Origin of the sequence: uncultured Aquimarina sp. (genome assembly GCF_947495315.1) — a bacterium.
Lineage (GTDB): Bacteria > Bacteroidota > Bacteroidia > Flavobacteriales > Flavobacteriaceae > Aquimarina.
Genome location: NZ_CANLYD010000019.1, coordinates 18,395 through 37,852, shown reverse-complemented (window position 1 = coordinate 37,852; position 19,458 = coordinate 18,395). Strand labels below are relative to the sequence as shown.

General features: G+C 32.8%; 18 protein-coding genes and 1 other RNA gene. 7 read left to right on the top strand and 12 right to left on the bottom strand.

Translation table 11 applies throughout. From position 1 onward, the window contains the following. Positions 1 to 6: 6 nt before the first annotated feature. The 8 genes from Q0910_RS24720 to Q0910_RS24685 form a co-directional block, all read right to left on the bottom strand. The gene (locus tag Q0910_RS24720; RefSeq protein WP_299222659.1) at positions 7 to 540 is read right to left on the bottom strand and encodes an NADPH-dependent FMN reductase; all 534 of its coding nucleotides are present in this window, start codon (positions 538 to 540) and stop codon (positions 7 to 9) included. A gap of 65 nt (positions 541 to 605) precedes the next feature. Continuing rightward, positions 606 to 1,082, bottom strand: a complete 477-nt coding sequence (locus Q0910_RS24715; RefSeq protein ID WP_299222658.1) for a Crp/Fnr family transcriptional regulator — start codon at positions 1,080 to 1,082, stop codon at positions 606 to 608. 73 nt (positions 1,083 to 1,155) lie between these two features. Then, entirely contained in the window at positions 1,156 to 2,166 is a 1,011-nt protein-coding gene (locus tag Q0910_RS24710) for an LLM class flavin-dependent oxidoreductase (RefSeq protein ID WP_299222656.1), read from the bottom strand. A 15-nt stretch (positions 2,167 to 2,181) separates the two neighbouring features. Continuing rightward, positions 2,182 to 2,976 (bottom strand): hypothetical protein, encoded by a 795-nt coding sequence (locus Q0910_RS24705; protein WP_299222654.1) that lies wholly within the window; start codon positions 2,974 to 2,976, stop codon positions 2,182 to 2,184. Between the two features lie 33 nt (positions 2,977 to 3,009). Next, positions 3,010 to 4,233 carry a hypothetical protein gene (locus tag Q0910_RS24700; RefSeq protein ID WP_299222653.1) on the bottom strand — a complete coding sequence of 408 codons (1,224 nt, stop codon included), beginning with the start codon at positions 4,231 to 4,233 and terminating at the stop codon, positions 3,010 to 3,012. Positions 4,234 to 4,386: 153 nt separating this feature from the next. After that, positions 4,387 to 4,956 (bottom strand): TMEM175 family protein, encoded by a 570-nt coding sequence (locus Q0910_RS24695; protein ID WP_299222651.1) that lies wholly within the window; start codon positions 4,954 to 4,956, stop codon positions 4,387 to 4,389. An 18-nt stretch (positions 4,957 to 4,974) separates the two neighbouring features. Next, positions 4,975 to 6,090 (bottom strand): AI-2E family transporter, encoded by a 1,116-nt coding sequence (locus Q0910_RS24690; RefSeq protein ID WP_299222649.1) that lies wholly within the window; start codon positions 6,088 to 6,090, stop codon positions 4,975 to 4,977. Between the two features lie 179 nt (positions 6,091 to 6,269). Then, a complete protein-coding gene (locus tag Q0910_RS24685) occupies positions 6,270 to 8,078 on the bottom strand; it encodes a DNA polymerase III subunit gamma/tau (protein ID WP_299222647.1) in 1,809 nt (602 codons plus the stop codon). 129 nt (positions 8,079 to 8,207) lie between these two features. Between Q0910_RS24685 and rnpB the strand changes: the two genes are divergently transcribed. The 3 genes from rnpB to bshA all read left to right on the top strand — a co-directional run bounded on the left by rnpB (position 8,208) and on the right by bshA (position 10,389). Next, positions 8,208 to 8,575, top strand: an RNA gene (rnpB, locus tag Q0910_RS24680) — RNase P RNA component class A. 63 nt (positions 8,576 to 8,638) lie between these two features. Beyond that, entirely contained in the window at positions 8,639 to 9,097 is a 459-nt protein-coding gene (locus Q0910_RS24675; protein WP_299222645.1) for a hypothetical protein, read from the top strand. Between the two features lie 164 nt (positions 9,098 to 9,261). After that, positions 9,262 to 10,389, top strand: coding sequence for an N-acetyl-alpha-D-glucosaminyl L-malate synthase BshA (gene bshA, locus Q0910_RS24670; protein WP_299222643.1), 1,128 nt, complete (start codon positions 9,262 to 9,264; stop codon positions 10,387 to 10,389). 76 nt (positions 10,390 to 10,465) lie between these two features. Here the strand turns inward: bshA and Q0910_RS24665 are convergent, their stop codons facing one another. The 3 genes from Q0910_RS24665 to Q0910_RS24655 form a co-directional block, all read right to left on the bottom strand. After that, positions 10,466 to 11,002, bottom strand: coding sequence for a hypothetical protein (locus tag Q0910_RS24665; RefSeq protein ID WP_299222641.1), 537 nt, complete (start codon positions 11,000 to 11,002; stop codon positions 10,466 to 10,468). A 136-nt stretch (positions 11,003 to 11,138) separates the two neighbouring features. Next, positions 11,139 to 11,630 carry an outer membrane beta-barrel protein gene (locus tag Q0910_RS24660; protein WP_299222639.1) on the bottom strand — a complete coding sequence of 164 codons (492 nt, stop codon included), beginning with the start codon at positions 11,628 to 11,630 and terminating at the stop codon, positions 11,139 to 11,141. Between the two features lie 119 nt (positions 11,631 to 11,749). Next, the gene (locus Q0910_RS24655; RefSeq protein ID WP_299222637.1) at positions 11,750 to 12,562 is read right to left on the bottom strand and encodes a DUF1338 domain-containing protein; all 813 of its coding nucleotides are present in this window, start codon (positions 12,560 to 12,562) and stop codon (positions 11,750 to 11,752) included. 161 nt (positions 12,563 to 12,723) lie between these two features. Between Q0910_RS24655 and Q0910_RS24650 the strand changes: the two genes are divergently transcribed. The 4 genes from Q0910_RS24650 (at position 12,724) to Q0910_RS24635 (ending at position 18,696) form a co-directional block, all read left to right on the top strand. Next, positions 12,724 to 13,203 carry an Lrp/AsnC family transcriptional regulator gene (locus Q0910_RS24650; RefSeq protein ID WP_299222635.1) on the top strand — a complete coding sequence of 160 codons (480 nt, stop codon included), beginning with the start codon at positions 12,724 to 12,726 and terminating at the stop codon, positions 13,201 to 13,203. After that, on the top strand, positions 13,200 to 16,121 hold the full coding sequence (locus Q0910_RS24645) for an FAD-binding and (Fe-S)-binding domain-containing protein (protein WP_299222633.1): 2,922 nt from the start codon (positions 13,200 to 13,202) through the stop codon (positions 16,119 to 16,121). Before Q0910_RS24650 ends, Q0910_RS24645 begins: the two co-directional genes overlap by 4 nt. 120 nt (positions 16,122 to 16,241) lie before the next feature. Next, a complete protein-coding gene (locus Q0910_RS24640) occupies positions 16,242 to 16,796 on the top strand; it encodes a DUF4494 domain-containing protein (RefSeq protein WP_118455425.1) in 555 nt (184 codons plus the stop codon). Positions 16,797 to 17,031: 235 nt separating this feature from the next. Next, a complete protein-coding gene (locus tag Q0910_RS24635) occupies positions 17,032 to 18,696 on the top strand; it encodes a serine hydrolase (protein ID WP_299222631.1) in 1,665 nt (554 codons plus the stop codon). A 55-nt stretch (positions 18,697 to 18,751) separates the two neighbouring features. Here Q0910_RS24635 and Q0910_RS24630 read toward each other — a convergent pair whose 3' ends face one another. Beyond that, complete coding sequence (locus Q0910_RS24630; protein ID WP_298319099.1) at positions 18,752 to 19,336, bottom strand: tRNA-(ms[2]io[6]A)-hydroxylase; 585 nt, start codon at positions 19,334 to 19,336, stop codon at positions 18,752 to 18,754. Between the last annotated feature and the right edge of the window lie 122 nt (positions 19,337 to 19,458).

Below are 19,458 nucleotides of genomic sequence, written 5' to 3'. Positions count from 1 at the left end.
TGTTTTTTAATTCAAAGACTGCTGAAAAAGTTCAATTTTTTCAGATAACTCTTTATAGAGCTGCTCATTGATTAAACGCCCTTCCTGAAAATTTTTGGGGAATGAGGGAAGAGAAAAGGATGTAATTACTTTACCTCCAAAAAAAGGCATGAGATCATTAATAATTTTAAGAACATTGGCACCACCTCTTCCTCCAGGAGAAACCGCCATTAGGAGTATAGGTTTGTTCTGCCAAACGTTTTGATCAATTCTGGATAGCCAATCAAATAGGTTTACAAAAGCTGCAGTTGGTAAGCCATTGTATTCTGCCATAGAAAGAACGATACCGTCGGTCGAGCTTATTAATTGATTAAAATCCACCGCATTTTTGGGTATACCGATATCGACTTCCAAATCAGGACTGTACAGCGGTAAGGTATAATCGTTTAAATCTAGTGTAGTGGTGATTGTATTTTCCAGATGATTGGCGACATAGGTGGCAAATAATTTGTTAATAGAATTTTTACTATTACTTGCGCCGAGAGCAATTATTTTTTTCATAACGTAAAAATGATATAATTGGAAGTAATATGCATTAATCTACATTAAGAAATAACAATTGATATTTATTTACTTCTTATTTTATCTCCTTTGACTTTACTTAAAGCTTCTGGAGTGATACCGAGATATGAGGCGATCATTCTTTGCGGCACTCTTTTGGCTATTTCGGGATACACTTCCATAAAATGTTCATATCGCTCTATGGCAGAAGCACTCATTAACATAATAACTCTTTTTTGTAGTACTGATAAGCGTTTAAGAATCGGTGCAGCTTTTATTACAGCGTTATTTATATTTTCTTGCTTTAGCGCTACAGTCACTGTAGAATCTTCTATTGCATCGATATATAGATCGGAAGGCGTATCCGGAGGTAAATTATCTGCTATGGCCCAACCTTCTGGACCGAATAGAAAAATATGTTCTTTTCCTTTTTTATCAATGGCATAACTACGCAGTAATCCACTTTTTACGTAATATATTTTAGTATTTAAGTCACCCTTTCTTTGTAGAATATCACCTTTTTTTACTTTTAGTTGATTCATTAACTATTTTTAGATATTAATTAATTTACTGCCTCGTTATAATATACACCAATATTTGCAGGATTCTGGAATGTTATGGATTATTAATTATGGGTGATACTTTTGTACCGATTAATTCGATGGATTTAGATAATTTTTCATGAGATAATCCTACGTCCATTTGAAAAGTTACTCTCGAAATTCCTCCTAGCGCTTCATTGTGTCGAAGTATTTTTGCTGCTACTTCTTCAGGGTTTCCAACCAGTAATGCCCCTTTAGATCCGTTTTGAGCATCAAAACTAGCTTTGGTAACAGGAGGAAATCCTCGTTCTTTTCCAACTTTAGTAAAGACTTCTGCATATCCGGGATAATAATCTTTAACAGCTTCTTCTGTAGTATTTGCCACATATCCTAAGGAATGTAACCCCACTTTTAACTGTTTTGGAGAATGACCGGCTTTTGCTCCGGCTTCTCTGTATAAATCAACTAATGGTCTGAACCGATGTGTTTCTCCACCAATAACGGCAATCATAAGTGGTAATCCTAATGTGCCTGCACGTATAACAGAAGCTGGAGTTCCGCCAACTCCAAGCCAGATAGGCAATGTTTCCTGAAAAGGTCTAGGATATACCGCTTGTTCACGTAGTGTCGGTCGAAATCTACCGGACCAATTCACAAATTCGTTATCACGTATTTTTAATAGAAGATCGAGTTTTTCAGAAAAAATAGCATCATACTCATTAAGATTGTACCCAAATAACGGAAAGGACTCGGTAAAGGACCCTCGACCTACTACGATTTCTATTCTTCCTTTAGAAATTAGGTCTAGTGTAGAAAAGTTTTGAAATACTCTTACAGGATCAGCAACACTAAGCACGGTAACTGCACTAGTTAAACGTATTTTTTTTGTACGAGCTGCTGCAGCTGCCAGAATAATGGCCGGTGCAGAATCCAAAAACTCTTTTCTGTAATGTTCTCCGATACCAAAAACATCCAAGCCTACTTGATCAGCAAGCTCTATTCTTGCGATCAGTTCATTTAGTGCTTGCGAATCACTGATTTGTGTATTTGGTGAGGTGGCAAAACTATCAATTCCTATTTCCATTATTTTAATATACGATTAATGAATAGTGAATTTCAATATTGAAATTTCTTTACTATTTTGTTTAAAACCTTCAATTTGGTGATCAAATATTTGATTCAATGAGTTAGCACAAATATCTTCTAACGCTGGGTGGATAAGAATTTGATAATCTCCTTTTTTCCATTCCTTTTTTGGATAGAAGTACCATTCTTGCTCCCCGTTTCTTAATTCAATATCACCTGTAACCTCATTATTTTTATGTAGAACCTTTATGAACGTTTTTGCCGATATGTGATCAATTTTGTCATCAAAACTTATGTGCAACGCTTGTTTTGACATTGGTTTTGGGGCAGAAACACTCCATGTTTTTTGATTTGGTGCAATTATATCTTCGCCGACAGCTACAAACGTTTTAGTATGACTTCGAGCTAAATTACGATCATTAAAATCCAATAATAAACTATCAACATTAAGCGTGTAATATTGACCGTTATCAAAAGCTCGTCCCATTGTGTTATTAGCTAGTAAACCTGTTTTTACTCTGCCTGGATCGATAACTAGCGTAACTTTAGTTCTGTTTTGATTCCATAATTCATATTGATTTTCATAAAATACACCGGTAATATTTTTTCCATCTTGATTTGTCAACCTCACATGTTTCAAAATATTCATTTCCTGCATGGGTTGAGAAAATTGAATATAAAAGCGTAAAATGTTAACAGGGATAGAATCTGTTGTTGGATAAATTTCAATAACATTAGGAGGCATATCCTTTTGCGCAAAAATGTTTGTATCAAAGAATAGACACAAAAACAAAAAAAAGTATTTCATAAGATACTAATCAATATGCTCATATTATGGTTGCTATTTTTTAAGCGGTAAACCTAAATCTTTCAACATCATATTATGCGCGTCTTTCATTTGCGCCTGTTCTCCTTCGTATTTATAAGACGGCTGATCGTATTCTGATATATATTCATCTAATCTTAGGTTAACGTTTTTTAGAAAAGAAATTAGCTCTAACTCACCTGTTAATTGGTCTCTTCTAACTGCTGTAAAGTGAGAGTCATCTTGATCATCTATTTGCATTAATCCAGTTAATGGTAAATTCGTAGCAGGGGTTCCCGATTGACCTGCTGCACCAACATATCCGATACTTTCTGTTTTGCTACTAGTAGTAATATCTGTTAGATTTATAGATTGAGCGGATTGATTTCGATTAGATAAAATAATGGTTTCATAAGGATTTTTATCAGCATCTTTAGACGTAAACTTAATGATGTCAACAGGAGTATTACCATACCCCATTTCTGCAATGGTTTTTCCAACAATATGTGCTTCATTCTTTAAGTCTTTTACAGGAATCAAAACTAAAGGAGTACATGTATAAGCTGCCAAGATGTAATCTTCATTATTCAGCGTAACAAACTGTAATGTTTGGATTGGTGCACGAGTTTCCATCTGACCGTGAACGGCATGAAATATTTCAACAGAAGATGTAGCCACCTTAGATTTGTTAAAAGGATAATCTACAATTCGTAAAGCAGATGAAAACTCGGCATTAGACATTCCGCTGATATATACTTTTCCGTTATAAAAATCGATATCTGTAAAGGTTAATGTTCTCATTGGAGTCTTATCCCAAAATTTGAAGTCACTGGTGGGAGCATCGTTCAATTGTATTTCTGTATGTTTCGTTTTTTCTAAATCAAATTTTTTGATACTTCCGGCTTGATTTACAATGACTATTTGCGGAGCATACCCTGTTCTAGTTTTCGTGTCAAAAGCGATGTAAGCTTCTTTGGATGTAGGACGAATTGCCATGTCACGAATCAGGATATCAAATGGATTAATTTTTGAAAATTGTGCAATCTTACTACTTAGATCATGGATGTTATATCCTTGCTGTGCAGTAGGATTATCATTGCTTTTTATGTTGTATGCGTATAAGGTAGCAGATTTACTATCACCAATGAATAATGTATTGGCATCACCAAATTTTATAACGTTTGCAGATTGAGGTGTACTGGCAAATGATATCGAATAAATTGACATCATTATGACGAATAGTGTTGACTTAAAATTCATTGTGTGATTTTTGATGTTAATAATTTGTGAGTTTATTACACAAAAATCTACTATTAAATAAACCTATGCATTAATGTAGATTAAGAAATGAATCCTAGAAATTTCAATTTTTATGAAACGGTTTCATGTTATATAATAAATCGTTGTTTTTAATTAAACGTTTTTTTCAATCCTTTTATCAGGAATGAACCAGATAATCGCCACGATAATATAACACAAAACAGCAAACCATGTATTAAAAAAAGAGGTAATAATTCCGATAACATAGATCAGAATTGTGAGTTTTCCTTTTAGGTCGTTTCCAATTGCATCTCGAAGCATAAAATCATGATCATGATGTTTTAAAATTGCTTGTTGTAATATAATGGAAGCAATTGCAATCATTAATAGTATGATTCCATATAGCGCGGCAGGAACGGAAGCTTCATGGTTTTCTCCTAACCAAGATGTGCTGAATGGTATTAGAGATACCCAGAAAAGAACGTGCATATTCGCCCAAAGAATTTTACCATTAACTTTTTCTGTTACCTGAAATAAATGATGATGATTATTCCAATAAATAGCGATGTAAACAAAACTAACTAGGTAACTTAAAAATATAGGTATTTTCGGAATAAGTGAACTAAAATCAGTTTCTTCAGGTGCTTTTAGTTCCAATACCATAATGGTGATAATGATAGCCATAACGGCATCACTAAAAGCTTCTAATCTGGTTGTTTTCATATGCTCAAAATCTATGTGTTAATTTTCACCAATGTCTGTATCAAAACTCGTTAATACGCGATCCATATAAAGCAGGAGCATAGAGGTTAGTGGCAATGCAATTAAAAGTCCGATAACACCAAATATATACGTCCATAAAGAAAAAGAAATCATCATTATCGCAGGATTCATACTAGAAACTCCTTTCATTATAAATGGAAAAAAAACAAGTTCTTCCAGGATAGATACGATGATAAAAATCAATAGTACCAAACCAAAATAGATAAAGAAACTTTGTTCCTGTTCAATCGATAATGCCCAGCAACTTATAGACAATGGGATTAATGCCAGATAATGAAAATGAGAGATATAACATAATAATCCAGCGATAAGACCAAGTATGATAGCTCCTGGAATTCCAATGATTAGAAACGATAGAATGAAAATTATTGAGGAAATTATAACAACAGTACTGCGCTGTCTGAAATACTTTAAAAATGTTTGATTAAAATCTGTGATAAGCTCATTCCAAAGTTGATTTTGTTTTTTGTTTCCTCTAAAATATTTAGCAAACCGAGTTTCAAAATATGGATAGGTGTAGAGTATACATACAAAATAACCTATTGAATATAGCATAATAAGAAACCAATTAAAGTTGTGGTCTTTATCATCATCCGAAGCACCAGATTTAAAAAAGGAAGTGATTTGAGATAAGGTCTCCGCTATAGTTTCCGTATCTATATTTTGAGAAGTTGTTTTGGCTTCTGTTTCTTCATTTTGTTTTAGTAATTCTACTTCTGAGTATATTTTTTGGATATATGACTTTACCTTGTTTGCGGTAGTATTAATTTCTTGACTATTATTCTCTGCAAAAATTGAAAATGCGTTGTTTAGTCTTTTAAAATCATGCATAGCCTGACTCCCGAATAGCGTAATAAAGCCTAAGGAAATTCCGATAGATGCTGCCAGAAGTACTGTAACTGCAACATTACGATTAGGTATATTTTTCTGAATTTTTTTTACTAGAGGATTTAAAAGATAAGCAAGAAACAACCCGATAATGAATGGCAAAATAATTTCTCCAAGATAATAGAATGCTAGAGTAAAGAATACTAGTAAGCAAATAAAAACAAAGTGCGACTTATAGTTTTTCATATGGTATTAAACACTGTTAGTGTTAAAACACCTTCTAATTTTTGCTAATGTTTTAATACTATTGACGAGATAATTAATTTTTTAATAAGAAGTAAAGATGAGAAACTATAAACCTTTTTGCATTAACATAGATTAAGAAATTGGCAAAATTGTTATGAAGTTTTTAGAATAATATCTGCTTAAATATCCAAATCAAAATCAGAACGTAGCTTATCTATAAGAGGATTTTTCTCGCGTAGTTTTTCGTATTTATCCTGCGGTGTAAATGCATATTTTTTTGAAGCTTCTTCATTTACTGTTATGTCAAGCGCAACACTGTAATTGTTCAACTTTTTATACAAAAACTGAAATAAGCCAGGAAGTGCACTTTCCATATCAACTTTCATAGATTGATTAGGTAATTCTAAATGAATTTTACCATCTGTAAGCGTCGGAATATTCATCGCGAACATAGACCCGATAATCCGTTCTCCTTTTTTGTCCTGCATTTTACCATATTCTTCCCAACCAGCCTGCATTTCAGCTTCTGTAAACGTATCACTTGGAAGATTTTTTGGGTCAACAATCGTATCTACTTTTTTCTCTTCATGTTCCTTCTTCTTTCGAATACTGTTAAGTGATAAACCAGAAGTTCGACCCTGTCTGTTACGTATTGCAGGTTTGCTTTCTGTAGCTGTAGGGGGTATAGTAACTGTTTGTTGAGAATTGCTAAGTTGTGATGGCGATTCTTCTTTTTTGTGGTCAACTACTGGATTAGATGTAACAGATTTTTCAGGGTTTTCTGCAGAAGTTACATCTTCAGGAATGTTTTGAGTTGCTTTTTCTTGAGCTTTTTCTTTAAGCTCTGCAGAAATTTTTATCGGTTTTATTCCTTTCTCCTTAAAATAATTAGGTGGAATTATGTAGGGTTGGTCATTTTTTTTTTCTCCGTCTTTAGTAAGAACAGAGGCAAGTTGCATTAGGCATAATTCGACCAGTAGTCGTTGGTTACGACTGGTTTTGTATTTTAGATCACAATCATTAGCCAGTTCAATACCTTTAATCAGAAAAGGATGAGGAGATTTTTGTGATTGTTCCAGATATTTTGCTTTTGTTTGTTCTCCAACTTCAAGAAGGTTAATAGTTGCCTGATTTTTGCAAACTAATAAATCTCTAAAATGTGATGCTAATCCAGCAATAAAGTGATGACCATCAAATCCTTGCGCTAGAATTTCATTAAATTCCAATAATAGCTGAGGAATGTTATTTTGAAGTATTAAATCAGTAGTTTTAAAATACGTTTCGTAATCTAAAACATTAAGATTTTCGGTAACAGCTTGTCTGGTAAGGTTTTTTCCACTGAAACTAACAACTCTATCAAAAATAGATAAAGCATCACGCATAGCACCATCAGCTTTTTGAGCAATAATCTGTAGTGCATCTTCATCAGCAGTGATCCCTTCTTGCTCAGCTACTTGCATTAGATGATTCTTGGCATCGGTAACAGTTATTCTTTTAAAATCAAAAATCTGACAACGTGATAATATCGTTGGTATGATTTTATGTTTCTCTGTGGTTGCTAGAATAAAAATAGCGTGTTTAGGCGGTTCTTCTAATGTTTTTAGAAATGCATTAAAGGCCGCTTGAGAGAGCATATGCACCTCATCAATAATATATACTTTATAAGTACCTACTTGAGGAGGAATACGAACCTGATCAATGAGGCTTCTGATATCATCTACAGAATTATTAGAAGCAGCATCTAGTTCAAATATATTAAAAGCAAAATCTTCGTCTGGATTTTCGTGACCTTCTTGGTTGATGGTTTTTGCCAAAATTCTCGCACAAGACGTTTTACCTACTCCACGAGGCCCTGTAAATAATAAGGCTTGAGCGAGATGGTTATTTTCTATAGCATTAAGCAGCGTATTGGTAATAGCCTGTTGACCCACAACATCCTTAAATGTTTGGGGTCTGTATTTACGTGCAGATACTATAAAATGTTCCATCGATACAAAGTTAAAAATTGATTGGAAATAAAGAATTGTTGCTTTTGGTTTTTATACCGAGTTATTAACAGATAAAAATATTGTTGAATTCTGAATGCAGGTATATGAATTATTCTATTTTTGCAGCAAGCAGATCACCTTATCGCCGTGTGCCGAACTTGTTTCGGCATCTTATAAGGATATCGAGAGGTAGAATGAAAAGATCCCAAATCAAGTTTGGGACAAGGAGGAAAGTCCGGACACCGTAGTGCAGCATAGCGGGTAACGCCCGTCCGTCGTGAGATGAGGACAAGTGCAGCAGAAAGTATGTACAGGTAAGGCTGTAGTGAAACCAGGTAAACTCTATGCGGTGCAACGCCACGTAAACCAGCTTTTGAGGGTTGCACGCCCAATGTTGGAGGGTAGGCGGTTTGATGTTGATAGTAATGTCAATACTAGATAAATGATAAGGAGTCCGCCATAGGCGGATTACAGAATCCGGCTTATGATCTGCTTTTTTATTATAGATAAGTTTTAGGCATATAATTTGATGGTATTGTTTAAACCAAACATATTCAGACATGCCAACCAAAATTACATTTATTTTCTTATTAGTAACTATTCTATCAGTGTCTGCTCAAGATCAAATTCCTAATAAGGAAGAATTATTTGGAGAATGGAGTTTAGCCCTTAGCGATTTTCGTTCTGGAAATACAAAATATATTCTTTATTCCGGCAGAAAAAATCTTACAAGGAATGATCTTACAAGGAATGATCTTACAAGGAATGATCTACCTATGGGGGCAAAAATTATTATATCAGAAGAAGGAATAACCAAAAAATATATTCTTGGAGGACCAATATGTGGTAATGATCATAGATATATACATAATAGAATATATGGTAAACATAAGACGCCAATGGTTTACAATAAAAGTGAGGGGATTTTAGAAATATCCTCCAATAATGTTTTTGGACATACGAGACTTTCGGTTAGAAAATTAGATTCTGGAAATATTCTTTTGACAAAAGTGGAATAATTTTTTTACAAATCCTTTAACAAGGAGCAATACTAATTTTCTCGTACATTGTGCGATGAAAAGAAAATTGTATTTATGAAATGAGCCATAATAACAGAGTTGTTATTAATTTCTAGGATTATTGGCGAATTCCATCTAACCTATTTGAAAAATAAAGTAAATAGATGAATATTGCTATTGTTTGTTATCCAACTTTTGGAGGTAGTGGAGTAGTGGCCACTGAATTAGGGATTGCACTTGCTAAACTAAATCATCAAGTACATTTTGTTACCTATAAACAACCTGTAAGACTTGGACTGTTAAACCCAAACATACATTTTCATGAAGTTACAGTGCCAGAGTATCCACTCTTTCAGTATCAGCCGTATGAATTAGCTTTATCTAGTAAACTAGTGAATACTATAAAGAAGTATGATATCGAGTTATTACATGTACATTATGCGATACCACATGCGTATGCAGGTTATATGGCTAAAAAAATGTTAGAAGAAGAAGGAATACATATTCCAATGGTGACTACCTTGCATGGTACAGATATTACTTTAGTTGGTAACCATCCGTTTTACAAACCGGCGGTTACTTTTAGTATAAATAATAGTGATATTGTAACATCTGTTTCACAAAGTTTAAAGGATGATACGTTGCGACTTTTTGATATTAAGAAAAGTATAGAAGTGGTTCCTAATTTTATTGATGCCAGTCTTCGTAAAACTGACTTTACGGATTGTCAGAGAGAGTTAATGGCAACTCCAGAAGAAAGAATAGTTACTCATATTAGTAATTTTAGACCAGTAAAGAGAATTATGGATATTGTAGATATATTTTATAATATTCAGAAAGAGATTCCTGCTAAATTGTTGATGGTAGGTGATGGACCGGAACGCGAACCTGCAGAAAAAAAATGTAAAGAATTAGGAATTAAGGATAAAGTCATCTTTTTGGGTAATAGTAATGAGATTGACAAAATATTATGTTTCTCAGATTTATTCTTGTTGCCATCAGAACGCGAAAGTTTTGGGCTGGCTGCGTTAGAAGCTATGGTCAATAAAGTACCGGTAATATCTAGTAATGCAGGTGGTATTCCAGAGGTTAATGTAGAAGGAGTTTCAGGTTATTTAAGTGATGTTGGTAATGTAAAAGAAATGTCTGAAAATGCTATTCAAATTCTAAAGGATGATAATACTTTGAATACCTTTAAAGAAGGAGCATTTGACCAAGCATTAAGGTTTGATATAGATAATATTGTCCCTATGTATGTTGAGTTGTATGAAAATGCATTGGAAACGGTATAATAATAAAGCACTATCAGTAAATACGATAGTGCTTTACAACTAAACATAAATCAAATCAATTAATCTATAGGGGTAACTAAAAGATATATCTTGCTGCTATACCGATATTTACTCCAAAATTATCAACATCGTTAAACCCTGAGGTATTTTCTATATTATGAATGTCATAAGTAGGGCGAATGCTAAAAGCTACTTGTAATGGGAAATCAAAACGATAATCTACTCCAAAATCCGCTCCTACATAAGGAAAGAATTCACTATCCCTATTGTTAGTTATTCCTATACCAAAGAAACTAGTTTTAAAATCGATATATCCAGCACCAATCCCAGGACCTGCAAACCAATTAAGGTTATCCCAAATATTATAACTCCAATGAAAATATCCACCTCCTCGATAGGTATTAATAAAAGAGTTAGTTTTCCAGCTTAAATTAACATCAATTCGATTATGTTCTCCAAACATTTGTCGTTGATATGTGATTTCTGGACCAAATCCTTCATCACCTACAACACCTTCTGATATTCTGATACCAATGGCGCTTTTAGGGATATCCTGAGCTAGTAGGTTAATACTTGTTACGATTAAGAGTACTCCAAAAAATAATTTCTTCATGATTATAAGGTTTTTTTTAATTTACCTTTTGTATGTTAAAGAATTCATAGGTTAACATTTGCATAGAAAAAAATGAAAAAGAAAACCCTGAACGTTTATGTTCAGGGTTTGTAAGTAAAGTACTATTTAGGATATACTAAAACTTATACCTAGCACTAAGACCAAGATTAAATATGATATCGTCATTACTGTAGTCGTCAAAATAAATTTCCGGTCTGAAATCTAACGAAATCATTAATGGGAAATCAAAATTATATTCGATACCTACATCTCCAGTTACAAAACCAAAAGTTTCCAAATCGTCTCTATTATCAAGGTCATTATCAAAATCTACCAGACCACCACCGATTCCTGGACCTACATACCAATTAAGACCACCATCAATATTAAAAACCCATTGATACATTCCTGTAATCTTTACTGCATTAAATCGATTTCTTCCCTGTACTCCTAGATCTAATTCAATTCTTGTATCAGAACTTAATTTAGCTTGGTAGGTGGCTTCCGCCCAGAAACCATCACTTTCACTTAGTCGCAAACCAATCGCATGTTCGGAAATATCCTGTCCTTGGATAGTAAAGATAGAAGCTAATAATAATGTGGTAATAATAAAAATACGCTTCGTCATTGTGCTTTTGTTTTTATTGTTATCCCAGTATAACGTTAGATACTATATTTTAATGTAATACAATTGCTTAAGATTTTGTTAATTTAGTTAACATTTTCCTAATATAAGGAAGGCATCATTTATACTTCTTGAAGTCTCATATCCGTACTTTCGAAAATTTTATCTGCCGAGTTTGCAATAAACCCAGTAAAAAGTTTTCCATTTTCCTGCTTGTACCGATAAGCAAACTCATAATAACAAGAAGTGATTTCTTTAATCCCTTCTATAAATGTTACTTCAACTTTGTCAGCAAGAATACTAGATTGTTCTAGTAATTGTGAAGGAGTACCCTTGATTTCTCCTCCTGATGAATTCATCGAGAAACCATTGTTTTTCAGAAACTCGTTTAAACTACTTAAATTTTCAAATCCTTTTAGTTTGTTAACATCTACTGTAAAATGATTAGAACAAAATCCATTAACATACATCCAAGCAGCATATTCTGATTCTTCTTGTAACACTTTGTAGATTTCATAAGAAGGTGTTTCCCAAACTCTACCTTTTAAAACAAGGTCATCTTCATGGAAAATATTGTTATCACAATTATCTAATATTTCCTTTACTGTTGTTTGCAATTCATCAGAGAAATGGTGAGTTAATAGTTGACTTATAAAGATTTTTGGAGCATTTGGGTTATCAATATGCTCATAGTGTTTTGCATATAATTTCTTAGCTTCAAAATGATATTCACCCATTTCTTTATATCCCATTGCTATAAATGGTTTAGCAATAACTTCGATATTGGTTCTAGGATCATCAAATGTTCTAATAGCAATATGATCATTAAAAACTGTTTCGTTTTCTCCTTCTAAAAGAGATTTTACCTTATATGCAGATGGGGTTTTTCTGGCATATTGTTTCCAAAGTGCTGATAAAAAAAGTGTAGAATTCATTTGTTATTTGTTTGTTTTTAGCGCAAAAATACTAATTTTGACTACTTTTGTTTTGAAATACAAATGATTTAGCTATTTATAGTTTTATTTTATGTCAAATTGATTTTACTTAAAAACAAGATTTCTTGTTTGGGTATAGATCTTTCAAAATTTCATTAATTATGAATCATTTTGATTATATAGACCAGCAGATATTATTACAGATCCGTAAAGACGCCAGAAAACCTTTTTCTCAGATCGCAGAAGAGTTAAAGATTTCTAATTCGTTAGTACATCAAAGAATTAGAAAGTTAAAGGAAAATGGTGTTATAAATAAAGCAGAGTTTGTCATTGATGAAAAACAGATAGGATATAAGACCAAGTCTTATGTTGGCATTAGGTTAAAGGAAGCAAGGTATGCAAAATCTGTAGTCAATGATCTGGCTAAAATACCTGAGATATTAGAATGTAATTATGTTTCGGGTAATTATGCACTTTTTATTCTGATATTTGCATACGACAATCATCATCTACGCAATATATTGTATGAACAGGTACACCAAATAGAAGGTGTAGGGGGAACAGATAGTTTTATTTGTTTTGATACTAATTTCAAAAGACAAATTACCTTAGATTCATTGGTAAAAGGAAAACAGTTATGATTAAAGAAGCTGACTTAGTAGTTTTAAAAGATCAGTTAAGAGGAGCACTAGAATTTGATTCACTTACGAAATCATTATATGCGACAGATGCGTCTGTATATCGTAGAATTCCTATTGCAGTGGCTTTTCCAGAGAGTATATCAGATATAAAGAAAATTATTGATTTTGCTAATAATCATAATTGTGGTTTGATCCCAAGAACTGCAGGAACCTCATTAGCAGGACAATGTGTAGGAGAAGGTATTGTGGTGGATGTTTCCAAACATTTTACCAAGATAATTGCTATTGATGAAACTAATAAAACAGTAACCGTTCAACCGGGAGTTATTAGGGATGACCTTAATCGTTTTTTAAGACCATATGGTTTGTTTTTTGGCCCTAATACATCTACTTCTAATCGATGTATGATTGGCGGTATGGTTGGTAATAATAGTAGTGGTACCACATCTATACAGTATGGTGTTACAAGAGACAAAGTAATTGAATTACAGGCGGTGCTTTCTGATGGTAGCGAAGCAGTTTTTTCTAATATTTCTAAGGAAGATTTTGAATATAAAACGAATCAAAATACTTTAGAAGGAAAAATATACAAAACCATTTACCAAGAACTTTCACCTAAAAATATACAGCAAAGAATAATTGAAAATTTTCCAAAACCAGACATACATAGACGTAATACTGGATATGCCATAGATGAACTCATAAGCTCTGCTGTTTTTTCTGATGAGAAGGAAAGCTTTAATATGTGTAAGTTATTATCCGGTAGTGAAGGAACGTTAGCTTTTACCACTCGCATTACTTTACAATTAGATGAATTACCTCCACAAGAATCAATGATGATTGCTTCGCATTTTCGTTCTATTGAAGATTGTCTTAATGCTGTAGCGCCTGTAATGCAACATAAATTGTTTACCTGTGAGATGATGGATAAAACGATTTTGGATTGTACTAAGAATAATATAGAACAGCTTAAAAATCGTTTCTTTATAAAAGAGGATCCGCAAGCAATTTTGATGCTAGAGCTAAGAGCAAATAATAAGGAAAGTCTTGAAAAACAAAAGTTATCGCTTTTATCTACTTTAGAAACTTCAGAATTATCATATGCAAATCCTATTTTATTAGGCGAAGAAATACATCAAGCCTTAGAACTTCGAAAAGCAGGACTAGGACTATTGGGTAATATTGTTGGTGATAAGAAGGCAGTTGCATGTATAGAAGATACAGCAGTCGCTTTGCCTGATTTGGCAGATTATATTGCAGAATTTTCTGATCTTATGAAGAAACACGATCAGCAAGCAGTGTATTATGCACACGCCGGAGCCGGAGAGCTTCACCTAAGACCTATTTTAGATCTTAAAAAGAAAGAAGATGTGGTGCTTTTTAAAAAAATAACCGATGATGTAGCTGCTTTAGTAAAGAAGTATAAAGGATCCATGAGTGGAGAACATGGAGACGGAATTGTGCGTGCAGGATATATTCCTTTTATGATTGGTGATGAGAATTATGAATTGCTAAAGCGAATTAAAAATGCTTTTGATCCTAAAAGTATTTTCAATCCTGGTAAAATCGTAGATGCCTATGCTATGGATGAGCATCTACGATATGAAATTGATCGTGAAGAACCTGAAATAAAAACATTGTTTGATTTTACGGATTCGCAAGGAATATTAAGGGCTACAGAAAAATGTAATGGTAGTGGTGATTGCAGAAAATCTGTAGAAGCAGGTGGAACGATGTGTCCAAGTTATAGAGCAACTAAAAATGAAAAAGATACCACCAGAGGTAGAGCAAATGCTCTAAGAGAAGTGTTAACTAATAATACAAGTAAAAATAAATTTAATCAAAAGGAGTTAAAAGAAGTTTTTGATTTATGCCTTAGTTGTAAAGGATGTTCTAGTGAATGTCCTTCTAATGTAGATGTGGCTACTTTAAAAGCTGAGTTTGAATATCAATACCAAAAAGAGAATGGAGTTTCGTTAAGAACGAAGCTATTTGCAAATAATAATAAATTAAATAATCTAGGAAGAATTGCTCCTGGAGTAACAAATTTTGTTTTTAAAAATACAATTACTTCTGGAATTTTAAAATCTACATTAGGTATTGCTAAAGAAAGAGATTTACCTCTGTTAAGTAAGCAATCTCTTAGAAATTGGTGCAGTAAAAATTTAGTATCCATTCAACCAAAAAATCCAATAAAAACTATTTACTTTTTCATAGATGAATTTACAGATCATTTAGACTCCAATATCGGAATTGATGCTATAGAACTACTAACTAAATTGAATTATGAAGTAAAAATAGCCAAGCATAAAGAAAGTGGTAGAACTTTTATTTCGAAAGGTTTGTTAAAGCAAGCCAAAGCTTTGGCAAATCACAATGTAGGTGTTTTTGGTAATTTGATTTCAGAGAGTATACCGTTAATAGGTTTAGAGCCTTCAGCTATATTAACATTTAGAGATGAATATCTCCGATTAGCAGACCATAAAGAAGATGCTAAAACACTTTCTAAAAATGTTTTTCTTATCGATGAATTTTTAAAATCAGAAATCGAACTAGGAAACATTTCTTCTGATCAATTTACAAATGAAGAAAAGGTGATAAAACTTCACGGACACTGTCATCAAAAAGCATTGTCTACTATTCATACAACGTTTGTATATCTTAACTTACCTAAAAACTTTAAAGTTACTATTATTCCATCCGGATGTTGTGGTATGGCGGGATCTTTTGGATATGAAAAAGAACACTATGATATCAGTATGCAAGTAGGCGAGCAGACGTTGTTTCCATCCGTAAGAAAGGCTTCTAAAGCTGCCATTATTGCTGCTGTAGGAACAAGTTGTAGACATCAGATAAAAGATGGGACACAACGTATTGCGTTGCATCCCATTAGTATATTAAGAAATACCTTGCTATAGTTTTTATTGGTTTAATTTGTTTAAAATCAAGTTATTAAAAAATTGTGAATATCTATTGGTATAATTCGCTGTGAGATTTTTTTTTAAGATTTATATTTGGCATCCTAAAAAAGTAAATATATGAGCGCTACTTGGTATGAATGTAAAGTAAAGTATAGAAAAATTAACGATTCCGGAGTACAGAAGGTTACTACAGAACCTTATTTGGTGGATGCTGTATCTTATACAGAAGCAGAAACTAGAATTAATGAAGAAATGGCTGCTTATGTTAGCGAAGAATTTAAAATCACTAATATAAAAGTTGCGAATTTTGCTGAGATACATCCGTTTGAGAATTCTGATCGTTGGTTCAAGTCAAAGGTATCTTTGATTGCTTATGATGAAGAAAGTGGTAAAGAACGAAAAACTAATATGTACTTACTTGTACAGGCAAATGATGTAAAAGAAGCTTTCGATAATACAAATAGTATGATGAAAGGTACCACAGGAGATTATACCATACCAGCTATTACAGAATCGCCAATCATGGATGTGTTTCCTTATTTTACAGGAGAAGAAGATCAATTAGAAAAGTTTAAAGCATTACGAGATTCTATTCAGGTTGTAGAAGAAGTAGAGATAGATGAAAATGTACCTGCAGCTCCTGGTTTTATTATAAAAGACGAAGAAGAATAATTTCTTTTTAAATACTATTATTAGAAATCTGGTATAATACTGTTTTCTATTTTATAAGTTTTTATATCTGTGATTTGTCATAGATATAAAAACTTTTTTTTTACAATAGAATTATATGTGGAACTATTAAATTGATTTTTACTAAGATACTAGTAACTTATTCTGCAATTTGTCGTCATACATATGGTACTTATTCTTAAGTAATTTTATATATCAATCAAAAATAAAGAATCACATGAAATCATTACAAAAAATTAGATTACTCTTTTTTGCAAGTCTTTGTACAATCTGTTTTACACACGTTCAAGGTCAAAATATGGAGAAAGATATTGATGCTATTATTTCTTCAATGTATACCGCGAATGAACCAGGAGTTTCTATTTTAGTTGCAAAAGATGGTAAATCTATTTATCGCAAGGCATTTGGTAAAGCAAGTCTAGAGTTAGATGTTCCTTTAAAACCAGAAAATGTATTCGAGATAGGGTCAATTACTAAACAGTTTACAGCAGTTGCTATTCTAATGTTAGAGGAACAAGGAAAGCTTAAAATTGATGATGAAATCACGAAATACATTCCAGATTATCCCACTAATGGTAAAAAGATCACGATTCATCATTTACTGAATCATACTTCGGGTATAAAAAGTTATACAGGGATGCAAAGCTTCATGAAATCCGCAAGAACGGATATGACGCCAAAAGAACTTATTGACGTTTTTAAAAATGAGCCAATGGATTTTGATCCTGGAGAAGAGTTCAAGTATAATAATTCTGGGTACATATTATTAGGATATATCATTGAGGTAATTTCGGGGGATACCTATGAGAATTTTATCGAGAAGAATATTTTTGAAAAGATTGACATGAATTCTTCTTATTATGGAAATATGAGTGAGCTTATTAAAAACAGAGCATTAGGTTATAAACAAGAAGGTGATACGTTTTTAAATGCAGATTATCTTAGTTTGACATTGCCATATGCCGCTGGTTCATTAATGTCTACAATAGATGATTTGTTAAAATGGCAAAATGCAATTAATGCAAATACCTTTATAAAAAGAACAAGCTTAGAAAAAGCAATTAACGGTTCTACATTGAATAGTGGTGAGGAAATTAATTATGGATATGGTTGGCGTAAGACTGATATACAGGGTTCTAAAGGATATTCTCATAGTGGAGGGATTTTTGGGTATACAACGAATGGAATTTTTCTTGAAAAAGAAAATGTGTATGTAATTGGGTTGACTAATTGTAATTGTAAAAACATACGTGAAATTACTATGAAAGTAGCCGCTACGGTAATAGGTAAACCAATTCCAGATAAGAAAGATGCTATACCATTATCCATTGATGAAGCAAAGAAATGGGTTGGTGCATATGAGTTCGAAGAAGGTGTGATAAGACATATTATCCTAAAAGAGGGTAAGTTATTTAGTCTTAAGGAAGGAAAGAACTCAAGAGAATTTGAGATATATCCAATGAAAGATGGTTCATTTATATTTGATGATGGAACCATATCATATACTTTTTCTTTGGCAGATGATGGCACACGACAAACCGTTTTTAAAACGGCTCAAGAAAGTCTTGTGGGAAAAGGAATTGATAAAGCACCTCCTGCAGAAAGAAAGTCAATAACTGTAGCACCAGATGTTTTAAAACATTATGTAGGTAAGTATGAACTACAACCAAATTTTATTATTGATATAACTTTAGAAGGAAATTCTATATATGCAATGGCTACAGGTCAACCTAAATTTGAGATTTTTGCAGAAAGTGAAACACAATTTTTCCTAAAAGTAGTTCCTGCAGAAATTACATTCAATAAAAGTGATAAAGGAACCATAGATAGTTTGACTTTAAACCAAGGAGGAAGACAAATGCCTGCTAAACGAATAGAATAATTTTAGCTTTTACCAAAAAGAAATATAGAAACGATATGTAGATAGATTATTAAAATTATCCGTGTATCGTTTCTTTTTTGCCGTATTTTTGAATAAGTTCTCCTTCGAATTTCAGTAGATCTTGCCATTGTTGATCCACATCAATATCTTTTCCGTATTTACGCGCAAAACCAATAAAGGTTGTATAGTGACCTGCTTCGCTAATCATAAGATCATGATAGAATTTTGATAATTCGGGATCCTTTATTTTTTCCGAAAGAAGTTTAAAACGTTCACAACTTCGAGCTTCGATCATAGCAGAAAAAAGCAATCTACTTACTAAACCTTGCTGACGACTTCCTCCTTGTTTTACTTTATGCTTAAATAATTCATTTACATAACTATCTTTTCGTTCGCGCCCGAGTTTATAACCACGCTTTTTTATAAGTTCATGAACCATTTGAAAATGCTCTAATTCTTCTTGAGCTAAGATCAGTAAATCGGTTACCAGATCTTCGTGTTCAGAGTTTAGTGTGATAATAGTAATAGCATTGGTTGCTGCTTTTTGTTCACACCAAGCATGATCCGTAAGAATTTCTTCGATATTTGATTCTACTAATGCGGCCCAACGAGGATCCGTTGCTAATTTTAAACCAAGCATAAATGTTTTGTTTTAGATGATTTGGAATGTTTGACCAAAGATACGTATTACAGCTTTTGTTTTTTAACAATTATAATTATTGATTATAAAAGTGGTTTGATGGTTCACTGTGGATATGGGTT

Coding starts and splice junctions, on each gene's coding strand:
- Q0910_RS24660 (WP_299222639.1), bottom strand. CDS start 11,630: ATGACGAAGCGTATTTTTATTATTACCACATTATTATTAGCTTCTATC.
- Q0910_RS24720 (WP_299222659.1), bottom strand. CDS start 540: ATGAAAAAAATAATTGCTCTCGGCGCAAGTAATAGTAAAAATTCTATT.
- Q0910_RS24645 (WP_299222633.1), top strand. CDS start 13,200: ATGATTAAAGAAGCTGACTTAGTAGTTTTAAAAGATCAGTTAAGAGGA.
- Q0910_RS24710 (WP_299222656.1), bottom strand. CDS start 2,166: ATGGAAATAGGAATTGATAGTTTTGCCACCTCACCAAATACACAAATC.
- Q0910_RS24690 (WP_299222649.1), bottom strand. CDS start 6,090: ATGAAAAACTATAAGTCGCACTTTGTTTTTATTTGCTTACTAGTATTC.
- Q0910_RS24635 (WP_299222631.1), top strand. CDS start 17,032: ATGAAATCATTACAAAAAATTAGATTACTCTTTTTTGCAAGTCTTTGT.
- Q0910_RS24675 (WP_299222645.1), top strand. CDS start 8,639: ATGCCAACCAAAATTACATTTATTTTCTTATTAGTAACTATTCTATCA.
- Q0910_RS24630 (WP_298319099.1), bottom strand. CDS start 19,336: ATGCTTGGTTTAAAATTAGCAACGGATCCTCGTTGGGCCGCATTAGTA.
- Q0910_RS24685 (WP_299222647.1), bottom strand. CDS start 8,078: ATGGAACATTTTATAGTATCTGCACGTAAATACAGACCCCAAACATTT.
- Q0910_RS24705 (WP_299222654.1), bottom strand. CDS start 2,976: ATGAAATACTTTTTTTTGTTTTTGTGTCTATTCTTTGATACAAACATT.
- Q0910_RS24640 (WP_118455425.1), top strand. CDS start 16,242: ATGAGCGCTACTTGGTATGAATGTAAAGTAAAGTATAGAAAAATTAAC.
- bshA (WP_299222643.1), top strand. CDS start 9,262: ATGAATATTGCTATTGTTTGTTATCCAACTTTTGGAGGTAGTGGAGTA.
- Q0910_RS24650 (WP_299222635.1), top strand. CDS start 12,724: ATGAATCATTTTGATTATATAGACCAGCAGATATTATTACAGATCCGT.
- Q0910_RS24715 (WP_299222658.1), bottom strand. CDS start 1,082: ATGAATCAACTAAAAGTAAAAAAAGGTGATATTCTACAAAGAAAGGGT.
- Q0910_RS24695 (WP_299222651.1), bottom strand. CDS start 4,956: ATGAAAACAACCAGATTAGAAGCTTTTAGTGATGCCGTTATGGCTATC.
- Q0910_RS24655 (WP_299222637.1), bottom strand. CDS start 12,562: ATGAATTCTACACTTTTTTTATCAGCACTTTGGAAACAATATGCCAGA.
- Q0910_RS24700 (WP_299222653.1), bottom strand. CDS start 4,233: ATGAATTTTAAGTCAACACTATTCGTCATAATGATGTCAATTTATTCG.
- Q0910_RS24665 (WP_299222641.1), bottom strand. CDS start 11,002: ATGAAGAAATTATTTTTTGGAGTACTCTTAATCGTAACAAGTATTAAC.